Source organism: Rhizobium sp. L43 (assembly GCF_002531725.1).
Taxonomy (GTDB): domain Bacteria; phylum Pseudomonadota; class Alphaproteobacteria; order Rhizobiales; family Rhizobiaceae; genus Rhizobium.
This window is the reverse complement of sequence record NZ_NWSQ01000020.1, coordinates 1-24,691: the sequence shown is the minus strand read 5'-3', so window position 1 is coordinate 24,691 and position 24,691 is coordinate 1. Positions and strand designations below refer to the sequence as shown.

24 protein-coding genes are annotated in these 24,691 nt (G+C 61.8%); 8 read left to right on the top strand and 16 right to left on the bottom strand.

What is annotated here, in order from left to right:
• Positions 1–7: 7 nt before the first annotated feature.
• Together CO667_RS24300 and CO667_RS24295 are read left to right on the top strand one after the other, a co-directional pair.
• A complete protein-coding gene (locus CO667_RS24300) occupies positions 8–1,069 on the top strand; it encodes an ABC transporter ATP-binding protein (protein WP_097620851.1) in 1,062 nt (353 codons plus the stop codon).
• A 193-nt stretch (positions 1,070–1,262) separates the two neighbouring features.
• Positions 1,263–1,568 (top strand): NIPSNAP family protein, encoded by a 306-nt coding sequence (locus tag CO667_RS24295; RefSeq protein WP_097620850.1) that lies wholly within the window; start codon positions 1,263–1,265, stop codon positions 1,566–1,568.
• A gap of 74 nt (positions 1,569–1,642) precedes the next feature.
• Here the strand turns inward: CO667_RS24295 and CO667_RS24290 are convergent, their stop codons facing one another.
• The 5 genes from CO667_RS24290 to CO667_RS24270 all read right to left on the bottom strand — a co-directional run bounded on the left by CO667_RS24290 (position 1,643) and on the right by CO667_RS24270 (position 6,980).
• Complete coding sequence (locus tag CO667_RS24290; RefSeq protein ID WP_097620849.1) at positions 1,643–2,644, bottom strand: ABC transporter ATP-binding protein; 1,002 nt, start codon at positions 2,642–2,644, stop codon at positions 1,643–1,645.
• A gap of 10 nt (positions 2,645–2,654) precedes the next feature.
• A complete protein-coding gene (locus CO667_RS24285) occupies positions 2,655–3,713 on the bottom strand; it encodes a Gfo/Idh/MocA family oxidoreductase (RefSeq protein WP_097620848.1) in 1,059 nt (352 codons plus the stop codon).
• The gene (locus tag CO667_RS24280) at positions 3,710–4,549 is read right to left on the bottom strand and encodes a carbohydrate ABC transporter permease (RefSeq protein WP_097620847.1); all 840 of its coding nucleotides are present in this window, start codon (positions 4,547–4,549) and stop codon (positions 3,710–3,712) included. The genes CO667_RS24285 and CO667_RS24280 overlap by 4 nt, the downstream gene beginning before the upstream one ends.
• A 9-nt stretch (positions 4,550–4,558) precedes the next feature.
• Positions 4,559–5,506: a sugar ABC transporter permease gene (locus tag CO667_RS24275; RefSeq protein WP_097620846.1), complete on the bottom strand. Its 948-nt coding sequence runs from the start codon at positions 5,504–5,506 to the stop codon at positions 4,559–4,561.
• A 217-nt stretch (positions 5,507–5,723) separates the two neighbouring features.
• Positions 5,724–6,980, bottom strand: a complete 1,257-nt coding sequence (locus CO667_RS24270) for an ABC transporter substrate-binding protein (protein WP_018242912.1) — start codon at positions 6,978–6,980, stop codon at positions 5,724–5,726.
• Between the two features lie 533 nt (positions 6,981–7,513).
• On the opposite strand from CO667_RS24270, the gene CO667_RS24265 reads away from it, so the two are divergent.
• Both CO667_RS24265 and CO667_RS24260 read left to right on the top strand, forming a co-directional pair.
• Positions 7,514–8,398, top strand: a complete 885-nt coding sequence (locus CO667_RS24265) for an N-acetylglucosamine kinase (RefSeq protein WP_097620845.1) — start codon at positions 7,514–7,516, stop codon at positions 8,396–8,398.
• Positions 8,395–9,159, top strand: a complete 765-nt coding sequence (locus CO667_RS24260) for a GntR family transcriptional regulator (protein WP_097620844.1) — start codon at positions 8,395–8,397, stop codon at positions 9,157–9,159. The genes CO667_RS24265 and CO667_RS24260 overlap by 4 nt, the downstream gene beginning before the upstream one ends.
• 134 nt (positions 9,160–9,293) lie before the next feature.
• Here CO667_RS24260 and metH read toward each other — a convergent pair whose 3' ends face one another.
• Positions 9,294–13,067 (bottom strand): methionine synthase, encoded by a 3,774-nt coding sequence (gene metH / locus CO667_RS24255; protein ID WP_097620843.1) that lies wholly within the window; start codon positions 13,065–13,067, stop codon positions 9,294–9,296.
• 168 nt (positions 13,068–13,235) lie between these two features.
• On the opposite strand from metH, the gene CO667_RS24250 reads away from it, so the two are divergent.
• Complete coding sequence (locus tag CO667_RS24250; RefSeq protein WP_097620842.1) at positions 13,236–14,495, top strand: AGE family epimerase/isomerase; 1,260 nt, start codon at positions 13,236–13,238, stop codon at positions 14,493–14,495.
• A gap of 3 nt (positions 14,496–14,498) precedes the next feature.
• Here the strand turns inward: CO667_RS24250 and CO667_RS24245 are convergent, their stop codons facing one another.
• The 8 genes from CO667_RS24245 to CO667_RS24210 form a co-directional block, all read right to left on the bottom strand.
• Positions 14,499–15,122 carry a DUF2799 domain-containing protein gene (locus CO667_RS24245; protein WP_097620841.1) on the bottom strand — a complete coding sequence of 208 codons (624 nt, stop codon included), beginning with the start codon at positions 15,120–15,122 and terminating at the stop codon, positions 14,499–14,501.
• A 147-nt stretch (positions 15,123–15,269) separates the two neighbouring features.
• Positions 15,270–15,767, bottom strand: a complete 498-nt coding sequence (locus tag CO667_RS24240; protein ID WP_028756352.1) for a heme-degrading domain-containing protein — start codon at positions 15,765–15,767, stop codon at positions 15,270–15,272.
• Positions 15,768–15,864: 97 nt separating this feature from the next.
• Positions 15,865–16,476: a flavin reductase family protein gene (locus CO667_RS24235; RefSeq protein ID WP_097620840.1), complete on the bottom strand. Its 612-nt coding sequence runs from the start codon at positions 16,474–16,476 to the stop codon at positions 15,865–15,867.
• Between the two features lie 3 nt (positions 16,477–16,479).
• On the bottom strand, positions 16,480–17,220 hold the full coding sequence (locus CO667_RS24230; protein ID WP_097620839.1) for an aspartate/glutamate racemase family protein: 741 nt from the start codon (positions 17,218–17,220) through the stop codon (positions 16,480–16,482).
• Position 17,221: 1 nt separating this feature from the next.
• The gene (locus CO667_RS24225) at positions 17,222–18,043 is read right to left on the bottom strand and encodes an ABC transporter permease (protein WP_097620838.1); all 822 of its coding nucleotides are present in this window, start codon (positions 18,041–18,043) and stop codon (positions 17,222–17,224) included.
• 1 nt (position 18,044) lies between these two features.
• On the bottom strand, positions 18,045–18,959 hold the full coding sequence (locus CO667_RS24220; protein ID WP_097620837.1) for an ABC transporter permease: 915 nt from the start codon (positions 18,957–18,959) through the stop codon (positions 18,045–18,047).
• A 269-nt stretch (positions 18,960–19,228) separates the two neighbouring features.
• Complete coding sequence (locus CO667_RS24215; protein WP_097620836.1) at positions 19,229–20,527, bottom strand: PotD/PotF family extracellular solute-binding protein; 1,299 nt, start codon at positions 20,525–20,527, stop codon at positions 19,229–19,231.
• 53 nt (positions 20,528–20,580) lie between these two features.
• A complete protein-coding gene (locus tag CO667_RS24210; RefSeq protein WP_097620835.1) occupies positions 20,581–21,669 on the bottom strand; it encodes an ABC transporter ATP-binding protein in 1,089 nt (362 codons plus the stop codon).
• Positions 21,670–21,937: 268 nt separating this feature from the next.
• Here CO667_RS24210 and CO667_RS24205 point away from each other — a divergent pair, with 268 nt between their 5' ends.
• Positions 21,938–22,648, top strand: a complete 711-nt coding sequence (locus CO667_RS24205; RefSeq protein ID WP_097620931.1) for a GntR family transcriptional regulator — start codon at positions 21,938–21,940, stop codon at positions 22,646–22,648.
• 64 nt (positions 22,649–22,712) lie between these two features.
• On the opposite strand, the gene CO667_RS24200 is transcribed toward CO667_RS24205, so the two are convergent.
• Positions 22,713–23,126, bottom strand: coding sequence for a DUF4174 domain-containing protein (locus CO667_RS24200; protein WP_097620930.1), 414 nt, complete (start codon positions 23,124–23,126; stop codon positions 22,713–22,715).
• A 122-nt stretch (positions 23,127–23,248) separates the two neighbouring features.
• Entirely contained in the window at positions 23,249–23,632 is a 384-nt protein-coding gene (locus CO667_RS24195) for a hypothetical protein (protein ID WP_097620834.1), read from the bottom strand.
• A gap of 359 nt (positions 23,633–23,991) precedes the next feature.
• On the opposite strand from CO667_RS24195, the gene CO667_RS24190 reads away from it, so the two are divergent.
• Both CO667_RS24190 and CO667_RS24185 read left to right on the top strand, forming a co-directional pair.
• Positions 23,992–24,198 (top strand): hypothetical protein, encoded by a 207-nt coding sequence (locus CO667_RS24190; protein ID WP_097620833.1) that lies wholly within the window; start codon positions 23,992–23,994, stop codon positions 24,196–24,198.
• Positions 24,199–24,223: 25 nt separating this feature from the next.
• On the top strand, positions 24,224–24,463 hold the full coding sequence (locus CO667_RS24185; protein ID WP_097620832.1) for a DUF2934 domain-containing protein: 240 nt from the start codon (positions 24,224–24,226) through the stop codon (positions 24,461–24,463).
• The last annotated feature ends 228 nt before the right edge of the window (positions 24,464–24,691 follow it).

The window sequence follows — 24,691 nt, the reverse complement described above, 5'->3', positions numbered from 1 at the left end:
CTGGTTCATGTCCTTTCTCACACTGACCAACATTCAGAAATCCTTCGGCCCGGTTCAGGTCGTCAAGAACTTCAACATGAACATCGAGAAGGGTGAGTTCGTCTCCTTCCTCGGACCGTCTGGCTGCGGCAAGACGACCGTCCTGCGCATGATCGCCGGTTTCGAAACTCCGACCGGCGGCACACTGACCATCAACGGCAAGGATCAGAGCGCTCTGAAGCCGAACCAGCGCAATATCGGCATGGTCTTCCAGGCCTATGCGCTGTTCCCCAACATGACCGTGCACGATAATGTCGCCTTCGGCCTCAAGGTCGCCGGCGCGCCGAAGCCCGAGATCGATGCCCGCGTCAAGGAAATGCTCGGTCTGATCAAGCTCGATCACTTGGCCGACCGCTTCCCCTACCAGCTGTCGGGCGGCCAGCAGCAGCGTGTTGCGCTTGCCCGCGCGCTGGCCGTCAAGCCGCAGGTGCTGCTGCTCGACGAGCCGCTCTCCGCACTCGACGCCAAGATCCGCGTGTCGCTGCGCGAGGAAATCCGCCAGATCCAACAGCAACTCGGCATCACCACGGTTTTCGTCACCCACGACCAGGAAGAGGCGCTGTCGATCTCCGACCGCATCGTTGTCATGAATGCTGGCAAGGCCGACCAGATCGGCTCGCCCTTCGAAATTTACAACACGCCGGCGACGCGTTTCGTCGCCTCCTTCGTCGGCACGCTGAACCTCATTGAGGCAAAGGTCGTCGACCCCGACACGAACCGCATCCAGATCGGCGACCAGGCTATCACGCTGAAGCAGTCGGTCGCAGCCCACAAGGCCGGCGAAACCATTTCGCTGGCGCTGCGCCCGGAAGCAGGCTCGCTCTCCGATAGCGCCAGAAGCGATACTGCGCTGACCGGTCAGGTCGTCTCGGCTCACTTCCTGGGTTCGGTCATCCGCACCCGCATGAATGTCGGCGGCAACGTCATCTCCTTCGACATGTTCAACAGCCCTGGCGTGACCCCGCCGCAGGCCGGCGAAACGGTAACGCTGCGCTTCATGGCAGCTGACCTGCTGATCATCCGCGACTGAGTTCGCCAATGCCGCTTACGCAAAAGGCGCCGCGAAACGGCGCCTTTTTCATTTCAGGCTGGCCGAACCATCAGCAAACGTGGTGCAGCCATCACCACAATGCACTTGAACTCTGCTAGCCCGGTGCCAGAAGGTGAGAAACCAAATGAGCCGGGCAAGCCTTGCCCAGCATTTTACGCGATGGGATATTTCAATGATTACCTGCCACCTGCGCTATGTGATCGATCCGTACAAGCTTGCCGAATTCGAGGAATATGCCCGGCTCTGGATTCCGATCGTCAACAGGATGGGCGGCACCCATCACGGTTATTTCCTGCCGTCCGAAGGCGCCAACAACGTTGCCGTTGCCTTGTTTTCGTTCCCGAGCCTTACCGCCTACGAGGACTATCGCACACGCATGGCAAGCGATCCGGAATGTCAGGCCGCTTTCGAACTCGACAAACGCAACCGCAGTATCGTCAGCTATGAACGCAGCTTCATGCGGCCCGTGCTCGGCTGATCGAACCGCGCACGACGGGAGATGAAAAAGCCCCGCCAGACTGGCTGGCAGGGCTTTTTCGTTCTGTCATGCGCTTAGCGGATCGCCTGGTCGTCTACATCGAAACGATGCACGTGCGCCTGGTCTGGGGTCGCATAGACGATCTCGTCCGGCTCATACTGGTGCTCGCCGAAAAGACGCGCCGTCAGCAGGCCGCATTGGTCGGATTCCAGATAGATGATCGTGTCGGCGCCTAGATGCTCGACATGCACGACCTTTGCAGCCCAAGTCCCCTGTTCGCGCGACAGCGTCAGGTGTTCGGGACGTACGCCGATCGTCTTGGCGCTGTGGTCGCCGACCTTCTCGGCCGCGATGAAATTCATCTGCGGCGAGCCGATGAAGCCGGCAACGAAGACATTGGCCGGTCGTTTGTAGAGTTCCATCGGCGAACCGATCTGCTCGATCGCGCCGGCATTCAGCACCACGATCTTGTCGGCAAGCGTCATCGCCTCGACTTGGTCGTGGGTGACGTAGATCATCGTCGCCTTCAGGCTGCGGTGCAGCCGGGCGATTTCGAGGCGGGTCTGGACGCGCAGCGCCGCATCGAGGTTGGACAGCGGCTCGTCGAACAGGAAGAGTTCCGGTTCACGCACGATGGCGCGGCCGATTGCGACGCGCTGGCGCTGGCCGCCGGAAAGCTCGGCCGGCCGCCGCGCCAGATAGGGCTCCAGCGACAGCATGCCGGATGCCTTGCCGACACGCTTGTCGATCTCGTCCTTGGCGGTACCGGCCTGCTTGAGGCCAAGCCCCATATTGTCCTTGACCGTCAGATGCGGATAGAGCGCATAGGACTGGAACACCATGGCGATGCCGCGCTTGGCCGGGGGCGTCAGCGTCTCGTCGCGGCCGTTGATGATGACGGCGCCTGAGGTCACGTCCTCGAGGCCTGCAATGCTGCGCAGCAGCGTCGATTTTCCGCAGCCCGACGGCCCGACGAAGATGACGAATTCGCCGTCCTCGACCTCGAGGTCGATGCCTTTCAGCACCTCATGCGTGCCATAAGTCTTGCGGATGGATTTGAGTTGAAGTGATCCCACTGGCTTTTCCTTACAATCTGACCGGCTGGCCGGTGCGCACGCTCTCGTCGGCGGCAAGGCAGATGCGCAGCGACGCCACCGCATCCGCCATATGGCGATCGAGGTTCAGATCCTCGCGGATCGCCCTCAGCATGAAGGCCTGTTCCAGGTCGCAGAGCGCCTGATGACCGGGCTCGCCCGTCATCCTCACGTCCTGGTCGGGCCGGATGAATTTGCCGTCCGGGCCGGTCTCGGCCGTGTGCAGACGGATCACCGACGTCTTGGTGTGGGTGTCGATGTCGTCGGACTTGGCGTTCGGATCCATGACGATCGACACCGCGCCCTTCGGCGACATCACATCCTTCACGAAGAAAGCAGTTTCCGAGATCATCGGCCCCCAGCCGGCCTCGTACCAGCCGACCGAACCGTCCTCGAACAGCACCTGCAAATGACCGTAATTATACATGTCGGCGGCGATCTCGTCGGACATGCGCAGCCCCATGCCGCGCACCTCGACAGCCCTCGCGTCGGTGATCTGGCACATGACGTCGACATAATGCACGCCGCAATCGACGATCGGCGAGGTCGTGCGCATCAGCGACTTGTGCGTCGCCCAGGTCGGGCCGCTGGACTGCTGGTTGAGGTTCATGCGGAAAACGTAAGGCGGGCCGAGCTTGCGCGCCTCTTCGATCAGCTTCATCCAGGAAGGGTGATGGCGAAGGATATAGCCGATCACCAGCTTGCGCCCCGCCTTCTCAGCCGCCGCCACGACACGCTCGGCATCGGCGACCGTGGTCGCCAGCGGCTTCTCCACGAAGACGTCGCAGCCGGCCTCGAAGGCGGCGACGGCATAATCCGCATGGCTGTCGGAATAGGTGTTGATCGAGCAGAGGTCCGGCTTCAGCTCGGCGAGCGCCGTCATGAAGTCGGGATGAACAGTATAGGCCTGCAGCTCGGGCTCGAGCTGCGGCGTTGAGCGGTTGACGAGACCGACGATCTCGAAGCCTGGATTGTTGTGATAGGCGAGCGCATGGCTGCGGCCCATATTGCCGAGGCCGGCAACGAGGACGCGGATCGGTTTTACGGTCACTTGACGGCTCCTGACGTGATGCCGCGGATCAGTTGCCGCGAGAAGATGACGTAAAGGACGAGGATCGGCAGGATCGCCAGCGACAGCGCCGCCAGCACCGCATTCCAGTTGGTGACGAACTGGCCGATGAAGATCTGCGAGCCGAGCGTGACCGTCTTGGTGGCCTCGGAAGGCGCCAGGATCAGCGGGAACCAGAGATCGTTCCAGATCGGGATCATGGTGAAGACGGCGACCGTCGCCATGGCCGGGCGCACCAGCGGCAGCACCAGGCGGAAGAAGATCGCATATTCGGAAAGCCCGTCGATGCGGCCGGCATTCTTGAGGTCGTCCGAAACCGTGCGCATGAATTCCGACAGGATGAAGATCGCCAACGGTATGCCCTGCGCGGTGTAGACGAGGACAAGCGCCGTCAGCGTATTGACGAGGCCTGCCGCCACCATGCCCTGCAGGATCGCCACCGTGCCGAGGCGGATCGGGATCATGATGCCGATCGCCATATAGAGGCCGAGCAGCGTATTGCCGCGGAAGCGATATTCCGAAAGCGCGAAGGCCGCCATGGCGCCGAAGAGCAGCACCAGCAGGATCGAGACGATCGTGACGACGAAGCTGTTCTGGAAATAGGTGGCGAAATCGCCCTGCCCCAACACCGTCTGGTAGCCGACGAGGCTGAAAGTCGACGGCGTCGGGATCATCAGCGGCTCGCGGAAGATCGCGGCGCGATCCTTGAACGAGTTGACGATGGTCAGAAACACCGGAAACAGCGCGACCAGCGTATAGGCGCCGAGCGCCAGATGCACGAGGCCGGTGCGGATGGGAGATGTGCGTGCCTTGGACATGCGCGCTCCTCAGAACTGGTAGCGACGCATGCGCCGCTGGATGACGAAGAGATATAGCGAGACGCCGGCGAGGATGATGAGGAACATCACCGTGGCGATCGTCGCGCCCATCGAGCGGTCGCCGAGCTGCAGCTGGAAACCGAAGAAGGTGCGGTAGAGCAGCGTGCCGAGAATGTCGGTCGACATGTCAGGCCCGGCAAGCGCCCCCTGCACGGTGTAGATCAGGTCGAAGGCGTTGAAATTGCCGACGAAGGTCAGGATCGAGATGATACCGATCGCCGGCAGGATGAGCGGCAGCTTGATCTTCCAGAATTGCGCCCAGCCGGTGATGCCGTCGCATTCGGCCGCCTCGATCACTTCCTCCGGGATGCTAAGAAGGGCCGCATAGATCAGCATCATCGGAATGCCGATATATTGCCAGTTGGAGATCAGCGACACTGCGATCAGCGCCGGGCCGGACTGGCCGAGCCAGGGCGCGAACAGGAATTTCAAGCCGATGAGATCGAGCATCCACGGGGCGACACCCCAGATCGGCGAAAGGATCAGCTTCCAGATGAAACCGACGATGACGAAGGACAAGAGCGTCGGCAGGAACATCGCCGTGCGGTAGAAGGCGACGCCCCTCAGCTTCGGCACCGAAAGCAGGGCGGCCAGCGCCACGCCGATCGGGTTCTGCACGCACATATGGATGACGAAGAAGATCAGGTTGTTGACGAGCGCATTCCAGAAATCATGCGCCCAGCGCGGATCGCCGAACAGCACTTTGAAATTCGCCAGTCCGACAAAGGCAGGCTGCCCGTCGACCGTATTGTAGAGCGAAAGCCGGAGCGTTTCGATGAGCGGCAGCACCATGACGGCGGAATAGACGATCAGGGCCGGCAGCATAAAGACGAAAATATGCCAGCGCACCGGGCGCTTGATCGGGACGATATCGGCCGCGTTGTCGGTTTGGCTCATGGCTTTTGCCTGTTCTTGTCGACTGGCTGCAACGGCAGCACAGGTGGAAAACGTTGCGCCTCACCCTAACTCTCTGCCACCTGGGAAGAGAGGGAACACGCCCTGCTGAGATGCCATGTCGGGCTGGGAGGTCGCTGCGAGTCTCCTTCTCCCCGCAAGCAGGGAGAAGGTGGCCGGCAGGCCGGATGAGGGGCAGCAAACGCCGCCCCTGATCACATCACTTGGCCGGCTTGTACCAGCTGTCGAGGCCCTTCTGCAGCTTCTCCGCAGCAACCGCCGGCGTATCCGTGCCGTTGATGACGTTGGCCGATTCGACCCAGGTCTCGTTTTCGAGGTTCGGCGTGCCCCGCGACAGGATCTGATAGGTCGAGCGCATGGTCGACTTGTACGGGCCGCGCCAGGAGACGAATTCCTGAGCGAGCGGATCGGACATCTTGACCGGGGTGGAGTTCAGGCTGAAGAAGCCCGGCAGCGAGTTCGCATAGATGTCGGCGAACTCAGGCGAAGCAACCCAGCTGAGGAACTTCTTGGCTTCCTCGGCATGTGTGCTCTTCGCGTTCAAGGCGACGCCGATATCCGGATGGTCGGAGATGTAGCCGGTGTCACCGGCCTTCGGAACCGGCGGCGGGAAGGCGCCCATCTTGAACTGCGCCTGGCTGTTGAACAGCGAGATTTCCCACGAACCGGCCGGGTAGATGGCGGCACGGCCGAGCGTGAAGAGATTCTGGCTGTCCGAATAGGTCTGGGCTTCGAAACCGTCGCCGAGATAGGGCTTCCACTTGGCAAGCTCTTCATAGGGCTTGACCCATTCGGCGTCGGTCAGCTTCTGCTTGCCTTCGATCAAGGCCTTACGGCCTTCCTCACCCTTCCAGTAGTTCGGGCCGATATTCTGGTAGCCCATGGTGGCGGCCTCCCAGAGATCCTTGGTGCCCATGGCGAGCGGGATGTAGGTGCCGTCGGCCTTGATCTTGTCGAGCGCTGCGTAGAACTCGTCCTGCGTCTTCGGCACGGAGATACCGAGCTTATCGAAGGCATCCTTGTTGTAGATGAAGCCGTGGATGACCGATGCCATCGGCACGCAGAAGGTCGACTTGCCGTCGTCGGTCGCCCAGGCGGCCTTGGCGACCGGAGAGAAGTTCTCCATGCCCGGCAGACTGGTGATGTCGACAAGCTGTTTCTTGTTGAAGAGTTCGAGCGAGGTGAACGGACGGCAGGTGATGATGTCGCCTGCGGAACCGGCATCGAGCTTGGCGTTCAGCGAAGCATTGTATTCGGTCGGCGCGGTCGGCGAGAAGACGATCTTGATGCCCGGGTTCTTGGCTTCGAACGCCGGAATGATCTTTTCCTGCCAGATCTGCAGGTCATCGTTACGCCAGCTTTCGAGCGTCAGCGTGACGTCGGCGGCATGGACGAGACCTGCCGGCGTCAGCAGGCTGGAGGCAAGCAGCAAGCTTTTCAGAGCAGTGTTTTTCATTTCCCTCTCCTGTTGTCAGGCGCCGAAGGCGCCGTTTTTCGATCTGAAACAAGCAATTGGCGTGTCTGAGGAAACACCCCAATGCCCCTTGGAGGACCGCCAGCGACTGCCGGCCCCGAAAGCTCGATGGACGCAAAGGCGGATCGCCTGCGGCCGGACTTGCGCGCCTTCCCGGTGGCCTGCACCGGGCGTGGCGAAATGACGAGGGAAAGCCGATGGATGCCTGAACTCAACCACTGGCCACATGGGCCGGCAGGTGTTCTTGCAATCATCCTCGAAGCGGTTCCGGCTTGGCTCTGCTGCCGGTTTTCGTGGGCTTCGAAACGCTGTTCCCTTTGATCGAATTAAGGCCAAAAAAATACCAATTGTCCAGCCGAATTTAACTTTTTCGCTGTCAAAAATTCATTAAAAAATTTTAATCAACAAAATCAATATGATAAAAAGATGGAATTTCCCCATCATTCCCACTTGGTAAATGGTATTTTTTTGGTATTGTATTCAAAACGAGTGGGAACGGCGTATTCGGAGGTCCGATGACGGAGCTTGCAATCGGCATAGATGGCGGCGGAACGAGCTGCCGGGCCGCGGTGGCGGATCGAAACGGCAATATCATCGGCCGTGGCAAATCGGGCCCGGCCAACATCCTGTCCGATCTCGAAAACTCTCTTCTCAATATCGTCGAATCCGCCCGGCAGGCGCTGCGCGATGCCGGAATTGCCGCTGAAACCATCTCCTCTGCTGTATCAGTCGTCGGTGTCGCCGGCGCCAATGTCACGGATTACGGCCAGCGAATCGAAAAGACCCTGCCCTTTGCCGAGGGCCGCGTCGTCACCGATGCGCTGATCGCCCTGCAGGGCGCGCTCGGCGATGCTGATGGCATCGTCGGCGCCTTCGGCACCGGCTCGGTCTATAATGCCCGCAGGGATGGCCGGTTGATCGGCATCGGCGGCTGGGGCTTCGTCGTCGGCGATCAGGCAAGCGGCGCCCGCCTCGGCCGCGACCTGATGGAGCAATCGCTGCTCGTCCATGACGGCGTGCGCCCGGCATCGCCGATCACCGAAGCAATCATGGGCGAATACGGCAACGATCCTGAAAACATCGTCGAATTCGCGCATTCGGCAAGACCGACGGATTTCGCCCGTTACGCGCCTGTTGTCTTCGAACATGCCGCCAAGGGCGATGCCGTTGCGGCCGGCATCGTCACCGACGCGGCAACGGCGATCGGCAAAAGCCTTGAAGCGCTGCTCTGGCCCGAATGCCCGTCGATCTGCCTGCTCGGTGGCCTTGCGGGAGCCTATGAGCCGTGGCTTTCCGAACGCTACAGGTCACGGCTCGCCAAGCCGAAGGGGGATGCCCTGCAGGGTGCGGTGGAACTTGCGGTCAAGCTTCTGAACGATCAGCAGAGAGGTGCGGCATGACCGACGATCTCGCCACAATCCTGTCCCTGGAACGCCTGCAGGCGGCCGGCACCGGCCCGCTCTATGTCAAGCTGCGCCGGACGCTCGAAGAGGCCGTCCGCACCGGCACGCTCGGCCATGGCGATGCGCTGCCGCCGGAGCGCGACATCGCCGAACTTGCCGCCGTCAGCCGGGTGACCGTGCGCAAGGCGATCGACGAACTTGTCGCCGACGGCCTGCTGGTGCGCCGCCACGGCTCGGGCACCTTCGTCGCCAAGCCGGTCTCCAAGGTCGAGCAGCGCCTGTCGCAGCTGACCTCCTTCACCGAAGACATGGCGCGCCGCGGCATGTCCTCGCGCTCCGAATGGCTGCATAAGGGCGTCCACACCCCCTCGCCCGACGAGATGATGATCCTCGGCCTCGCCGCCGACGTGAAGGTTTCGCGCCTCTCCCGCTTGCGCATCGCCGACGACCAGCCCCTGGCGATCGAAAATGCCAGCGTCTCCGGCGAATTCCTCCCCGATCCCTCCGCCGTCACCAATTCGCTCTATGCCGAACTCGAACGCCGCCAGGTCCGCCCGGTGCGCGCCGTGCAGCGCATTTCGGCGACCAATATGAAGGAAGCCGACGCCCAGCTTCTCGGCGTCCCCGTCGGTGCGGCCGGCCTGTCGATCGAGCGCATCTCCTATCTCGGCTCCGGCCGCGCCGTAGAATTCACCCGCTCACTCTATCGCGGTGACGCCTATGATTTCGTCGCGGAGCTAACGATCGCGGTGACGTGAACCGCAAAGCCGATACCATCGGCTCCAAAGAATAATCTTCTTGATTTTCAAAAGCATGGAGCCGGAAAGTGAATCACTTTCCGGCTCCATCGTTTCTTGAATCACTTTACCAGCGGAAGACGCCAAACGGCTGGTTACGCCGCATCCTCGATCTCGGTTTCGGCCTTGCGCGGCACGTAGTTCAGCACCGGCCCGAGCCAGCGCTCGACTTCGGAAACCTCCATGCCCTTGCGCTTGGCATAGTCCTCCACCTGATCGCGCTCCACCTTGGCGACGCCGAAATAATAGGAGTCGGGATGACCGATATAGAGGCCGGATACGGATGAGCCGGGCCACATCGCATAGCTCTCGGTCAGCTTCACGCCGGCCGCCTTTTCGGCGTCAAGCAGCTTGAAGAGCGTTGCCTTTTCCGTGTGGTCGGGCTGGGCGGGATAACCGGGCGCCGGGCGGATGCCGGCATAGGCTTCGGTGATGAGATCCTCGTTGCTGAGCGTCTCGTCCTTGGCATAACCCCAATATTCGCGACGCACCTGCTCATGCATGCGCTCGGCAAAGGCTTCGGCGAAGCGGTCGGCCAGCGCCTTGACCAGGATCGAGGAATAATCGTCGTTGGCGCGTTCGAAACGCTCGGCGATGGCGATTTCCTCGATGCCGGCCGTGACCACGAAGCCGCCGACATAATCCTCGACACCGCTTGTGACAGGCGCGACGAAATCGGAGAGCGCCACGTTCGGTCGCCCGTCCCGCTTCGAAAGCTGCTGGCGCAGCGTGTAGAAGGTCTCGAGTTCCTGTTTGCGGCTTTCGTCGGTGAACAGGCGGATATCGTCGCCGACGGCACCGGCCGGCCAGAAGCCGATGACAGCGCGCGGGCGGAACCATTTTTCGTCGATGATCTTCTTGAGCATGGCCTGCGCATCGGCCCAGAGCGCGCGCGCCGCCTCGCCCTGCTTCTCGTCCTCGAGAATGGCGGGGTAACGACCGCGCAACTCCCAGGTCTGGAAGAACGGCGTCCAGTCGATGTATCTGGCAAGCTCGGCCAGATCGTAATCCTCGAACACCCGCGTGCCGAAGAATTGCGGCTTTGTCGGCCGGTAGGCAGACCAATCGACCTTATGTGCATTCTCGCGGGCTCGCGGCAACGGCAGGCGCACCTTCTCGGCTTCGCTGCGCGCATGAGCGGCCGCCACCTTGGCATATTCGGCTCTTATATCGTCGACATAGCTCTGCCGCGTCTCCGGCGACAGCAGTGCCGAGACGACGCCGACGGCGCGGCTCGCATCGGTCACATAGATCGTCTGTCCCTTGTTATAGCCCGGATGGATCTTCACGGCCGTATGCACGCGGCTGGTCGTCGCCCCGCCGATCAACAGCGGGATCGCGAAGCCCTGGCGTTCCATCTCGGCGGCAACATGCACCATCTCGTCGAGCGACGGCGTGATCAGGCCCGAAAGGCCGATGACATCGACTTTTTCGGCAATCGCCGTTTCGAGGATCTTCGTCGCCGGCACCATGACGCCGAGGTCGACGATCTCGTAATTGTTACAGGCCAGCACGACGCCGACGATATTCTTGCCGATATCGTGCACGTCGCCCTTGACCGTCGCCATCAGGATCTTGCCGGCCGACCGGCGCTCTTCGCCGCCGTTGAGGCGCTTTTCCTCTTCCATGTAAGGCAGCAGTACGGCAACCGCCTGCTTCATGACGCGGGCCGACTTGACCACCTGCGGCAGGAACATCTTGCCCGAGCCGAACAGATCGCCGACGACGTTCATGCCGGCCATCAGCGGCCCTTCGATGACGTGCAGCGGCCGAGCGGCCTGCTGGCGTGCTTCCTCGGTATCGGCCTCGATATATTCGGTGATGCCGTTGACCAGCGCATGTTCGAGACGCTTCTCGACGCTCCATTCGCGCCAGGAGAGATCCTGAACCCGGCCCTCCCTGGCGCCGGCGCCCCGGAAACGCTCGGCCACTTCCAGCAGCCGCTCGGTGCCGTCGGGACGGCGGTTCAGCACCACGTCCTCGCAGGCCTCGCGCAGCTCGGGGTCGATGTTGTCGTAGACGGCGAGCTGGCCGGCATTGACGATGCCCATGTCCATACCCGCCTGGATGGCGTGGTAGAGGAACACGGCATGCATCGCCTCGCGCACCGGCTCGTTGCCGCGGAACGAGAAGGACAGGTTGGAGACACCGCCCGAGATATGCACCAGCGGCATGCGCTGACGGATCGTCCGCGTCGCCTCGATGAAGTCGACGCCGTAATTATTGTGCTCCTCGATGCCGGTCGCGACCGCGAAGATGTTCGGATCGAAGATGATGTCCTCGGGTGGGAAGCCGATCTTTTCGGTCAGCAGCTTGTAGGCGCGCGTGCAGATTTCCACCTTGCGCTCATAGCTGTCCGCCTGCCCCGTCTCGTCGAAGGCCATGACGACGACGGCAGCACCGTAATTGTGCAACAGCCGCGCCTGGGCGAGGAAATTCTCCTCGCCTTCCTTCAGCGAGATCGAGTTGACGATCGGCTTACCCTGGACGCGCTTCAGGCCGGATTCGATGATCGAGAATTTCGACGAGTCGATCATCACGGGCACGCGGGCGATGTCGGGCTCGGCGGCGATCAGGTTGAGGAACTCGACCATCGCCTTTTCGGAATCGATCAGGCCCTCGTCCATGTTGATGTCGATCACCTGCGCGCCATTCTCGACCTGGTCGCGGGCGACATCGAGCGCTGCCGTGTAATCGGCATTGGTAATCAGCTTGCGGAACTTCGCCGAACCGGTGACGTTCGTACGCTCGCCGACATTGACGAAGGGAATGTCCTTGGTCAGCTCGAAGGGTTCGAGGCCAGACAGCGACATGAAGGGGCGATGCTCGGGGATCGGCCGCGGCTTGTACTTGGCGACTGTCTCGGCGATCGCCCTGATATGTTCGGGCGTCGAGCCGCAGCAGCCGCCGACGATATTGACCAGGCCTTCGCGGGCGAAGCTGTCGATCTGCGCCGCCATCAGCTCCGGCGTTTCGTCATACTGGCCGAATTCGTTCGGCAGGCCGGCATTCGGATAGGCGCAGATGAAGGTGTCGGCGACGCCTGACAGTTCCTGCAGATGCGGGCGCATCGCATTGGCGCCGAGCGCGCAGTTGAGCCCGATCGTGAACGGGTTGGCATGGCGCACCGAGTTCCAGAAGGCCGACGGCGTCTGGCCGGACAGCGTGCGGCCGGAAAGATCGGTGATCGTGCCGGAGATCATCACCGGCAGCCGCACACCCTTGGCCGCGAAGCGCTCCTCGCAGGCGAAGATCGCCGCCTTGGCGTTCAGCGTGTCGAAGATCGTCTCGATGAGGATGATGTCGGCGCCACCATCGATCAGCCCGTCGATCTGCTCGCCATAGGCGTCGCGCAGGTCGTCGAAGGTGACGGCGCGGAAACCGGGATTGTTGACGTCGGGCGAAATCGAAGCAGTGCGGTTGGTCGGTCCGATGGCGCCGGCGACGAAGCGGCGGCGGCCGTCCTCGCGTTCGGCGCGCTGTGCCGCCCGGCGCACGATCTCGGCACCTTCCTTGTTCAGGTGGTAGACCGCACCTTCCATCTCGTAATCGGCCTGCGCGATGCGGGTCGAGGAGAAGGTGTTGGTCTCGAGAATATCGGCGCCAGCCTTGGCGTATTTGTAATGGATCTCTTCGATCGCATCCGGCTGGGTCAGGATCAGAAGGTCGTTATTGCCCTTCTGGTGGCAGGCGCAGCCGATGAAGCGCGTGCCGCGGAACTGGTCCTCGTCGTACCCCAAACCCTGGATCTGCGTGCCCATGGCGCCGTCGAGGACAAGGATGCGCTCGCTCGCGGCTTGTTTCAAAGCTGCGAAAACTTCGCTGCCGTCACGCTTGCCCGTTTCCGGACCAAAGAGGGTGTCAAACACGGGAGGGCTCCTTGACGTCATAAGACCAGACTTCCAAATCACATAAAGATATCTTTATGTCAATATATGGCTGGTGATTTCGTGCTTTGCAAACCTTCGCCGATGACAGGCTTGCCCGACCTCTATATAGGCGTTTGCGACGCTTGTGCACGAAATCGGAGGAGCATCATGGCACCCGCAACCGGCAACGCCGTGCTTGGAAACTGGACGACCCGCGCCTATCATCGCGGCTGGCTGCTCAACCAGGCGAACGGCCTCTTCGATTTCTTCCAGCACAATTCGGTCAACCCCAAGGGCGGCTTCTACGATCTCGACGATGAAGGCCGGCCGCTCGACGCCGAAGGCCAGGTGCGCGGCATCCATATTGCGGCGCGCGCGGTGCATTGCTTCTCGATCGGCGCCCTGCTCGGCCGTCCGGGTGCTGCCGACCTCGTCGACCACGGCATGGACTATCTCTGGAACCATCATCGCGACCTAGAGAACGGCGGCTATTTCTGGTCGCTCAACAATGACGGTCCGGTCGATAGCAACAAGCAGGGTTACGGCCATGCCTTCGTGCTGCTGGCCGCCTCCTCGGCAAAGACGATCGGCCATCCGCTGGCCGACGGCATGCTCGACGATATCACCGAGATCCTGAACACCAGGTTCTGGGAAGCCAGGCACGGCGCGATTGCCGAGGAATTCACGGCCGACTGGCAGCCGCTCGATGGCGGCACCTATCGCGGTCAGAATTCCAATATGCACCTGACCGAAGCGCTGATGGCGGCCTTCGAAGCCACCGGCGACAAGCAATATCTGACCAAGGCCGAAAGCATCGCCGATCTCGTCATCCGCCGCGCGGCCGGCTCGGTCGACTGGCGCGTCGCCGAGCATTTCGACGCCGAATGGACCCTCGACAAGACTTATTATCATCCGAACGAAATGTTCCGCCCGGCCGGCACCACGCCCGGCCACTGGCTGGAATGGGCCCGCCTCATCCTGCAGCTCTGGGCGCTCGGCGGCAAACGCATCGAATGGATGCCGGATGCGGCGAAGGCGCTGTTTGCCCAATCCATGGCGCTCGGCTGGGACAACGACAAGGGCGGCTTCTTCTATACGCTCGACTGGGACGACAAGCCCGCCAAGCGCAACAAGCTATGGTGGCCGGCCTGCGAAGGCGCGGCTGCCGCGCATTTCCTCAACGAGCACCTGCCGAGCGATTTCCACGAGGAGAGCTACCGCAAGATCTGGAACGTGATCGAGCGCGCCTTCATCGACCACAGGAACGGCGGCTGGCACGAGGAACTGACGGAAGACCTCGTCCCCTCGCACTCGCTCTTCCCCGGCAAGGGCGACATCTACCATGCCCTGCAGGCCTGCCTCATCCCGCTCTTCCCGGCCACCGGCAGCCTGACGAAGGGCATCGCCGAGGCCGGCGGCAAGCTCTGAGGTTCAGTAGCCCGGCGCCGGCAGTTCGGCGCTCGGGTTGCGCTGGAACCATTCGACATCCTCGTTGACGCGGTCGAGATCGTCCTGCACGTCGCGCTGATCGCGGCGGATGTCGTGCATGTCGTCTTCCAGATCCTCGATTCGCCGGCGCAGTTCCGAGCGGTCGCCGTCCTTGGCATCCTTCAGCTTGTCGGAAAGCTCGTCGATCTCGATCTCCTTGGAGCTATAGTCGTTCTGCATCGAGGTCAGGCGCTCCTGCAGCCCGTGCTGCTTGCTGCCGAGGTTGAATCCGCGCAGGAAGCCCGGCGCGGTTTCCGGCGGGCAGACATTGGCGTAGCCGCTGCCCGCCTGACCGCGCGCCAGCCCGCTGAGCGGCGTGCAGTAGCGCACCAGGCCGGTCTGGTACCCCTGAAACCAGATCGTCTGGTCGGGCACGATCTTGACCCGCTCGCAGGATTTCGCATGGGCGGCGAAACGCTGTTGCGGCTCATAACCCGCCGCCCCGTCGCTCTCGCCGATCACCCGCCAGTCGGCGGCGACGCATTCCTCCTTGGACAGCGTATTGCAGGAGGCAAGAAAAAGGCCGAAGCCGACAGTGGCGGCAAGCGCAAAGAACAGGCGGATCATGGCGTCCCGGGTAAAATGAGGAGTGCAATGACCGCAGCTTAGCCGCAGGACAAGCCCGCGTCACCGGAGCGGCGACGCGATTTTGCAATTTTCATGGCTTTTTTCTGTCTAAATTACGGCGGAAGCGGCCGTATCAAAGCGATCGCATCAAAGCGGCGGGGCGAGCCGCAGCGTATCCAGATCCTTCGCCAGCATCAGCGCCAAGGCCTCGACGGCGAGATTGTGATCGTCGCGCTGCGGCAGGCCGGAGACGGTGACGGCGCCGATGCAGCCGGTGCCCTTGACGTTGATCGGAAAACTGCCGCCATGCGGCGCATAGTCGGCGCCATCAAGCCCGTTATCCTCAACCGTCTTGCCATCCTTCTGCAGCTTCAGGCCGGAAGCATAACTGCTGCGGAAATAACGCAGCACCATGTTGCGCTTGCGGCGGACCCAGTTGACGTTGTCGGGCGTCACACCGGGCAATGCCGCGTAAAAGACCGGCATCGAATGCAGGGTGACATCGATCGCGATGCCGAGGCCGCGCTCGGTGGCGAGTTCCTGCAGGAGCTTGCCGAGCTGCCATGCCGTCGTCAGGTCGAAAGCGTCGAAGCTCAGCGCCTTCTCCTGCTCCGCGATCCGGCTGAGATCGTTCTCGATTGTCATGGCTAAGCGCTCCTCTGCCGCGATGATCCGTGCAGACCATTCGCGCCGGAGCCAAAAAAGTAAAGCAAAAACTTGGGCCTATGGCCTATCCCTGATGTCAGAGCTTCGGCGTGAGCATTTCGAAACGGTCGCGGATGGTGGCGCAGGTATCGCCGCCGAGCCTGGCAATCGCATCGACCGCGGCCGGGTCGACACGCAGCCTTTCCGGATCGACAATCCCGTCGCGGTAATGCGCATAGACGATCTCGCCCATGATGATCTGCCGCGAGCGCCCGAGTTCCAGCGTCACATGCCGCCGGCATTCGAAGGCGGCCGGCGCCTCGGCGATGAAGGGTGAGGCCACCTTCTCGCCCGGCATCGCTGTCAGCCCCGCTTCCTTCAGCTCGTCGACGCCGCGCGGATACTTGGCGCCGCAGACATGCATCGCCTCGGCGATGGCGAAGGAGACGATATTGACGGTGAACACCTCGGTCATGCGGATATTGTGGCCGGTGTCCTTGAACGACATGTCGGCATTGTTCTCGACCCCGATCGCCAGTATCGGCGGATCAGCCGAAAGGCAGTTGAAGAAGCTGAAGGGCGCGGCATTGATCCGGCCGTGCTCATCGACCGTCGTCACCAAAGCGATCGGCCGCGGAATGATCGTGCCGATCATCAGCTTGTAACGCTCGCGCTCCGAAAGCTGCGTAAAATCGAAGGAAATGGCCATGGGTCAGCCGAGCTTCCCAGCCGGCGAGAAGGCGCTCATCGCTCCGGTAAAAGGTTTCGGCAGCGGCGAGGCATAGGAGCCGCGCTTGCTAGTGGAAAGTCCGAGCGACACCAGCGCCTCGGCCTGTTTGACGGCGGCCGCAACGCCGTCGACAACAGGCACACCGTAGATATCCTGCAATTCCCTGGCGAGATCGGTCATGCCGGCGCAGCCGAGCACGATCGCCTCGGCGCCGTCTTCCGAAAGCGCCCGTTCGATCTCGGCCCGGAGCTTGCCGATTGCGCCCGAGGCCGCATCTTCCAGCTCCAGCACCGGGATATCGGAAGCGCGCACCTTGGCGCGCTCGCCCATGCCATAGTGACGCACCAGATTGTCGATCAGCACCCGCGACCGCTCGAGCGTCGTCACCACGGTGAAGCGCTGCGCCAGGAAGCCCGCCGTGACCACGGCGGATTCGCAAAGCCCGAGGATCGGCACATCGGCAAAGCTCCGTGCCGCTTCGAGCCCGGTATCGTCGAAACAGGCGATGACAGCCGCGTCGTAATCCGCTTGCCGCTCTTTGAGTTCGGCGAGCAGACCGGGGATCGCCAGCGCGCCGTCGTAATGGCCCTCGATGGAGACCGGCCCCATGCGCGAGGTGGCGGCGATGATGTTAGTGCCGGAGGCTGCCACCGCACGCGCCGCAGTCGCGGCCTTCTCGGTCATGGAGGCCGTTGTGTTCGGATTGACGATGAGAATGCGCATATCAGTTGATCTTTGCCTGCCGCCGGCTGAGCATCGTCATGATGCCGAGGGCGATGAGAATAATGGTGAAGGAAAACAGCGTCGTCACCGTGCCGAGCGCATAGAGCACCGGCGTCGTGACATTGGTCGTCATGCCGTATATTTCGAGCGGCAGCGTGTTGTAGCTGCCCGATGTCATTAGCGTGCGGGCGAATTCATCATAGGAAAGCGTGAAACCGAACAGGCCGACGCCGATCAGGCTCGGCGCGATCATTGGCAGCACGACATGGCGGAATGTCTGCCAGGAACTGGCGCCGAGGTCGCGTGCTGCCTCTTCATAGGCCGGCGAAAAACGGTTGAAGACGGCAAACATGATCAGCACGCCGAAGGGCAGCGTCCAGGTGAGATGCGCGCCGAAAGCCGAGGAATACCATGCGGGCTTCAGCCCTCCCTCCTGGAAGACGACGCCGATGCCGAGCGAGATGATGATCGACGGCACGACGAGGCTTGCGACCGTGGCGTAGAACAGCGCCGTCGAACCGCGGAAGCGGCGGCGGAAAGCAAGGCCGGCGAGCAGCGAGACGACGACCGTCACCACCATCACCATTAGCCCGAGGGTGAAGGAGCGCCGGAAGGAGGCGCCGAAATCGCCGACCGCCTGCTTCTCGAACAGGTTGAAGAACCAATGGGTGGAAACCCCGTTCATCGGAAAAGTCAGGCCGCCGTCCGGCCCCTGGAAGGAGAGGATCAGGATCGCCGAGAGCGGGCCGTAGAGGAACAGCACGAAGAGGATGAAGAAGATCGCCAGCAGATAGAATTCGAGGCCGCGTTTTTCGTGGTTCATCTCAAAGCTCCTTGCGGATATCGACGACACGCAGAATGGCGGCGACCATCAGCAGCACGACGGCGAGCAGCACCACGGCGTTTGCGGCCGCCGCCGGATATTGCAGCAGCGACATCTGGTTCTTCATCATCAGCGCCACCGAGGCGCTCTGGCCGCCGGACATCACCTGCACCGTCGAAAAGTCGGCCATGACAAGCGTCACCACGAAGATCGTGCCGATCGCCATGCCGGGTTTGGCGAGCGGAATAACGACGTTCCACAGCACCTGCCAGCCCGACGCGCCGGCATCGCGCGCCGCCTCGAACAGCGACCGGTCGATGCGCATCAGCGTATTGAAGATCGGCGTCACCATGAACAGCGTGTAGAGATGCACCATGGCAAGCACGACGGCGAAATCGGAATAGAGCAGCCATTCGATCGGCTGCGGGATCACGCCCATCTTGATCAGCGTCGAGTTGACGAGACCGTTGCGCCCGAGCACCGGGATCCACGAGATCATCCGGATGATGTTCGAGGTCATGAACGGCACGGTGCAGACGAGGAAGAGGATCATCTGCGCCGAGGTCTTGCGAATATGGAAGGCCAGGAAATAGGCGACCCAGAAACCGATGACGAGCGTCAGCGACCAGACGATGGCGGTGAATTTCAGCGTGTTGAGATAGGTCTTCCACGTCACCCATGAACCGAGCGTGTCGGTATAGTTCATGGTGAGGAAATCGGGATAGAGGCCGGCGAAATCGTAATCCCAGAAGCTGACGATACCGATCATGGCGATCGGCAGCAGGAAGAAGAAGCCGAGGATGACGAGCAGCGGGGTTGCCTGGAGATAGGAGATGGCCGAGGGGGAGAGCCTCAGCCCACGCCCGCCGCGCGCGCCCTGGCCGTGCTCCTCCGTTTCCGCTGCGATGGTCGCCATATCCGCTTCTCCGTTCTGATTACTTCAAGTGGAAGGAAGGCGCGTGCCGCCCCCTCATCCGCCTGCCGGCACCTTCTCCCCGCTGGGGAGAAGAGATTCGCGGCAACGTCTCGGCCGCCGCAAACCTTGCCCTTTTGTTACCTGCCGAGCGGCAAGCTCCCCCTTCTCCCCAGCGGGGAGAAGATGCCCGAAGGGCAGATGAGGGGGCGGAGCGAAGCGACGTCTTAAGCGTTAGCGAAAGACAGTGGCTGCCGCCCTCTCAGCGGAGATCAGGCCGCGATGAACTCGTTCCAGCGGCGGACCATGTAGCGGTCTTCGTCCATGACGGAGTTCCAGCAGGCGACCGCGCCCATGCGGGCTTCGAAAGAACCGCCGTCGCGCACCGCACCGGCCTTTTCCATGACCTTGCCTTCAGGAGACAGGATGTCGCCGGTCGCAGCCTTGCCTTCGATCCAGTAGCCCCATTCGTCTGCCGTCATGAAGTTCTTGGCCGTGTCCATGCAGGCGGAATAATAGCCTTGGCGGTTGAGGTAGCCGCCGACCCAGCCCGACGTGTACCAGTTGATATATTCATAAGCCGCATCGAGCTCGGCGCCCTTGAGATGCGAGGCAAGGCCGAGACCGCCGCCCCAGGCGCGGTAGCCTTCCTTGAGCGGCTGGAAGGTGCAGGCGATGCCCTTGGAGCGAACGGCGGCGACGGCCGGCGACCACATCGATTGGATGACGACTTCGCCCGACGCCATCAGGTTGACGCTTTCGTCGAAGGACTTCCAGAAGGCGCGGAACTGGCCGTCGCCCTTGGTCTTGATCAGGAACTCGATCGTCTTGTCGATCTCTTCCTTCGTCATGTTGCCCTTGTCGGCATATTTGATCTTGCCGGCGGCTTCCATGATCATCGCCGCATCCATGATGCCGATCGACGGGATGTTGAGGATGGCGGTCTTGCCCTTGAAGGCCGGATCGAGAATATCGGCCCAGCTGGTGATCGGACGGCCGGTGAGATCAGGACGGATGCCGAGCGTGTCGGCATTGTAGATGGTGGGAACCATCGTCATCCACTGCGTCGGCTCCTTGGCGAACTTCTTGGAGCCCTGCGCTTCGACGAAGCCGACCGTGTGCGGCGCCGTGCCCTGGGCAATGACGCTGTCTGCCTTCAGCTTGCCGTTGATGAACAGCGGCACGATCTTGTCGTAATATTTCAGCTTCTTGACGTCCATCGGCTGCAGCGCGCCTGTTGGAAACACCTTCTTGGCGATCCAGTATTCGATATCGGCAATATCGTAGCTGTCGGGCTGGGTGACGGCGCGCTGGGCGGCGGCGTCGGAATCGGTCGCCGTCATCTCCAGCGTGATGCCGAGATCGGCTTTGCACTTCTCGGCGATGGCATTGATGTTGGAAACACCGGTGCCGAACTGGCGAAGCGTGATGTTGGTCTTCGCCCAGATGGTGGGAAAGCCGGTGATCGCGCCGGAGCCGGCGATGGCGCCGACGGCGGCGGCACCCGTCTTCAGCAGCGTGCGGCGGGAAAGACCCTTCTCCGCCTTGGTCGATGTTGTCTCAGTCGTCATGTCAGTTCCCCTTTTCTTGGTATGGAAGGCTCATGGTTCTTGATGGTGATGGTCTATGCGGAAGGTCGGCCGAGGAGCACGGCATCCTCGGGCGCCCAGCTGAGCGAAACCGTGTCGCCGACGGCAACCGGCCGGGCGAAATAGTCGCCGTCGTCTGATATGACGGTGAAGTCGTCGCTGCCGGCGCCGAGAACGGTGATCTTCACCGAAGAGCCGCGATATTCGATGTTGGAAACGATGCCATCGAAGCCGAGCGTCCATTCGGTCGCCACCTGCAGCCGCACCCGGTCGGTGCGGATGCCGATATCGACGGGCTCGCCGACCTCCCTGCCCGTCCCGCGGACGGAAAAGCTCTGCCCCTCCGGCACGGTCATGACGAGCACGCCGTTCTCGCTCGAGGTCACCCGGCCGGACAGCACGTTGTGATCGCCCATGAAGCGCGCGACGAAAGCGGTTGCCGGCTTCTCGAAAACCTCGCGCGGGGCTGCCGCCTGCTCGATCCGGCCATCATTCATGATGACGATGATATCGGCGAGCGCCATCGCCTCTTCCTGGCTGTGGGTGACATGCACGAAGGTGATGCCGAGCGTCTTCTGCAGTTTCTTGAGTTCGGCGCGCATGCGGATCTTCAGGAACGGATCGAGCGCCGACAGCGGCTCGTCGAGCAGCAGCGCCTCCGGATCGGTAATCAAAGCGCGCGCCAGCGCCACGCGCTGCTGCTGGCCGCCGGAAAGCTGGGCCGGACGCCTGTTGGCATAGGCCTCCATCTGCATCAGCCTCAGCATTTCGAGCGCCTTGGTCCGCCGCTCCGCCTTGTCGACGCCCTTCATCTTCAGGCTGAAGGCGACGTTGTCGATCAGGTCGAGATGGGGGAACAGCGCATAGGACTGGAACATCATCGCCGTGCCGCGCCTGGCCGGCGGAAAATCGGTGACGACAACATTGCCGAGCCGGATATCGCCCGAGGAAATGCTCTCATGGCCGGCGATCATGCGCAGCGTCGAGGTCTTGCCGCAGCCCGACGGGCCGAGGAAGCAGCAATAGGAGCCCGCCGGAATCTTCAGGCTGATCGCCTGGACCGCGGTCGTCGCCCCATAGACCTTCGAAACGGATACTATATCGATCTCTGCCGCTTTCGACATCATGCCTTCCCCTGTTCGGGCAAGACGATGCATCTGCCGTGCCAACTCCGTGGCAGAGCCACAATCCCCTATGAATCAAGGATTTCCACGACGCGAGATGCGAGCGGGCAAATTATAGGCGCAACGATGTCTGCACATGATTTAGGCTATTGTCTGCAATTAGTGCAAATGATCGTATACAATTCGATCGGCGCTTCGAGCACAAATTCTGTTTAACTTTTACGGGGAAGCCGGATATGGTTTGACGATCACCAGGAAATCGATTTTCATGAAATCCGCTGCCAAGGCCACGCAGGCCGAAGACTCCACTGACACCAGCGCACAACTGATCCGTGATTCCATTCGCGAGGCAATCGTCGAGCGCAGGCTTTCGCCGGGCACCAAACTTTCGGAAAACGATGTCGGCAATCTCTTCAACGTCAGCCGCACGCTAGCCCGCGCCGCACTGCAGGCGCTCTCCTATGAAGGCCTCGTCAGCGTCGAGAAGAACCGCGGCGCTTTCGTCGCCTATCCATCGCCGGATGAGGCCCGCCAGATCTTTGCCGCCCGCCGCCTGGTCGAACCCGGCATATTGCGCGAGGCGGCGGCACGAATGACACCCGGTGACATCAGCCAGCTGAAACAGCTTCTGCTGGAGGAAGGCCGCCTGATGAGCGAGCGCGGCCAGACGGCACGCCGCGCCGAGATCAAGGCATCAGGCGATTTCCATCTGCGGCTGGCGGAAATCTCCGGCAATGCGATCATGCAGCGCTTCATGGAAGAACTCGTCGCCCGCTCGTCGCTCGTGATCGCGCTCTACGGCCAGTCCACAGTATCGAGCTGCGGCCATTCCGAACACGGCGACATCATTGCGGCGATCGAAAACGACGAACTCGACCGCGCCTGCCGGCTGATGCTGCATCACATCGCCCATATCGAGGCCGATCTCGACCTGCGCGAACGCAAGAGCCTCGGCCTCAAGGAAGCCTTCGAACTTTAAAGCTGAAAAGGGCGGGTGCCACTTTCGCTGCCCCGCCCTATCGATTCAAACGGACATCCCGAATTTACCAGGGCGTCTTCTTCGGCAGCATCTCGAAGGCTGCGAAGATCTCCTCCGCGCTCATCGGCTCACTGGAGCGCAGCTTCACCCTTCCGTCGCGCCCGACCAGGATCAGCCCGAACTCGCCGGACGGCGGCCCTTGCAGCCGCTCCCGGATATCATCGGCATCGAGGTCCCAGTCGTCGTCGAACAGCGCAAACGCGCCGCCGCCGGCGATGCTGAACACCTCGACGTCCTCCTCGATCAGGCGCATATGCGCCTTGCGCAGCCATTCGTCCTGAATGTCGGCGCGGTCGTCCTGGGCGTCGGCGAAGATGATCAGCACCCGCTTCCTGTCGCGGAACTGCTCGAGCGATTGCGGAAGCTCAGGCTCGCGCCTGGGCGTGCCGATGAGTTCATGAACGATGGATTTCAGCATGGCATTCATTCCTCGCCCGTCTCTGGCGGCGGGCTGTGCATGCCGGATTAAACGGCTGGGAATGAGCGAGGTTCCGCCGGCAAGCGGAAAAGGATCGCAGCCATGGCCGCGATCCTCACTGGTCAGTCGCGGCTCTGGTCTTCGGCCGCGTGGGCCGAAACAGCGACGAGATCGGCGGTGCCGTTGGCAAGAAGGCGCTTGCGCACCAGCACGCGCATGACGCGCGCCGCCGTCGAGAAGGTCATCTGGTCGAGCGGGCCTTCGCCCTCCCACGGCTTGGTCAGCCGTTCGGTGACGGCGCCGACGATATTCATCGGCACGATGTCGGTGCACGTACGCATGGCTTCGAAAACGAAGCTGATGGGGATGACCCGTCCTTCGTGAGTGACGATCGGCTCGGTCAATTCGCTGTCCCATTCCTCGAAGGCGTAGAGCGCTTCGCGAAACAGCTGCTGGAGGTTAAACGGCGCGTGGCCGTCATGAAGTGGCGGCAGGGCATTCATCATGTCTGTCTCCTCTTGATGGGTTGAAGCCAAAGTCCTCCGGTATCGGTCGCGCCAACGCGGGGAACGAGCGATTTGCTGCCCCTGCGAACCGATTAACACTATTGATTCTATAGAGTAACGCGCCGGGGTAAAGCCCATTTATTGGCCATCGTGGAAGCCAATTCCATAACGCCCTGATATTCTTACATGTTTTAGTCGAAATTTTCTCAGCGCTCGCCGTTCTGGAAAATCTATGCCGCCAGATCCAAATACCCTGCAACGGCACGATCAGGCGAAAAAACCCTGGAAATTCACGGAACTTTTGCCGCTGTAATTTGTTTTGTTCTCACATTTCGCAAAACAGTCTGGGGTAATCACCAATGACGCAAATCCGTGAACCGGAGCGCCGAAGCAGAATTCTGCGCGGCCGCCCCTACAGCCTTGATGAATTCGCCTCCAAATATGGTCTGGGCGGGGAACAGGCGGAGAGCCTCTTCACCCGGTTCGGGCCCTCTTCGATCGAGCTCGATCTGCTCATGGCGGCCAAGCGCCGTTCGCCGGTTTTGCAGGACAAAATTGCCGAATAACGCCTTTAGCGAATGGAACAGATAGATGAGCAGCCGACGTCACGAATGGATCAGCAAGAGAGCTTACGCGATCTGGGAAGAACAGGGCCGCCCGCACGGCCGTGATGATGATCACTGGCGCCAGGCCGTTGCCGAGCGCGATGACCTGGAGCGAACGCGGGCCTCTTCCGATGGGCGCGAGGTGCTGGTGAAGTTTCGCCCGAAGCCGCAACGGCCCGAAGTGCCGCGCGACGGCTGGATCAACCCCTCGACAAAGGTCGGCTGAGCTGCAGCGACGGCTCTTATAAAGCTGCGCCGCGACGTTTCGACTCCGTCTTCTCCCCAGCGGGGAGAAGGTGCCCGTAGGGCGGATGAGGGGGCCGGCGAAGCCGGTCTTTTACGGCGCTTGCCATTTTGGTTGGCAGGATAGATTACGAAGTGAAGGGTGTGCCGTGTGGCCCCCTTGCATCCGCCCTACGGGCACCTTCTCCCCGCTGGGCTATCAGATTCACAC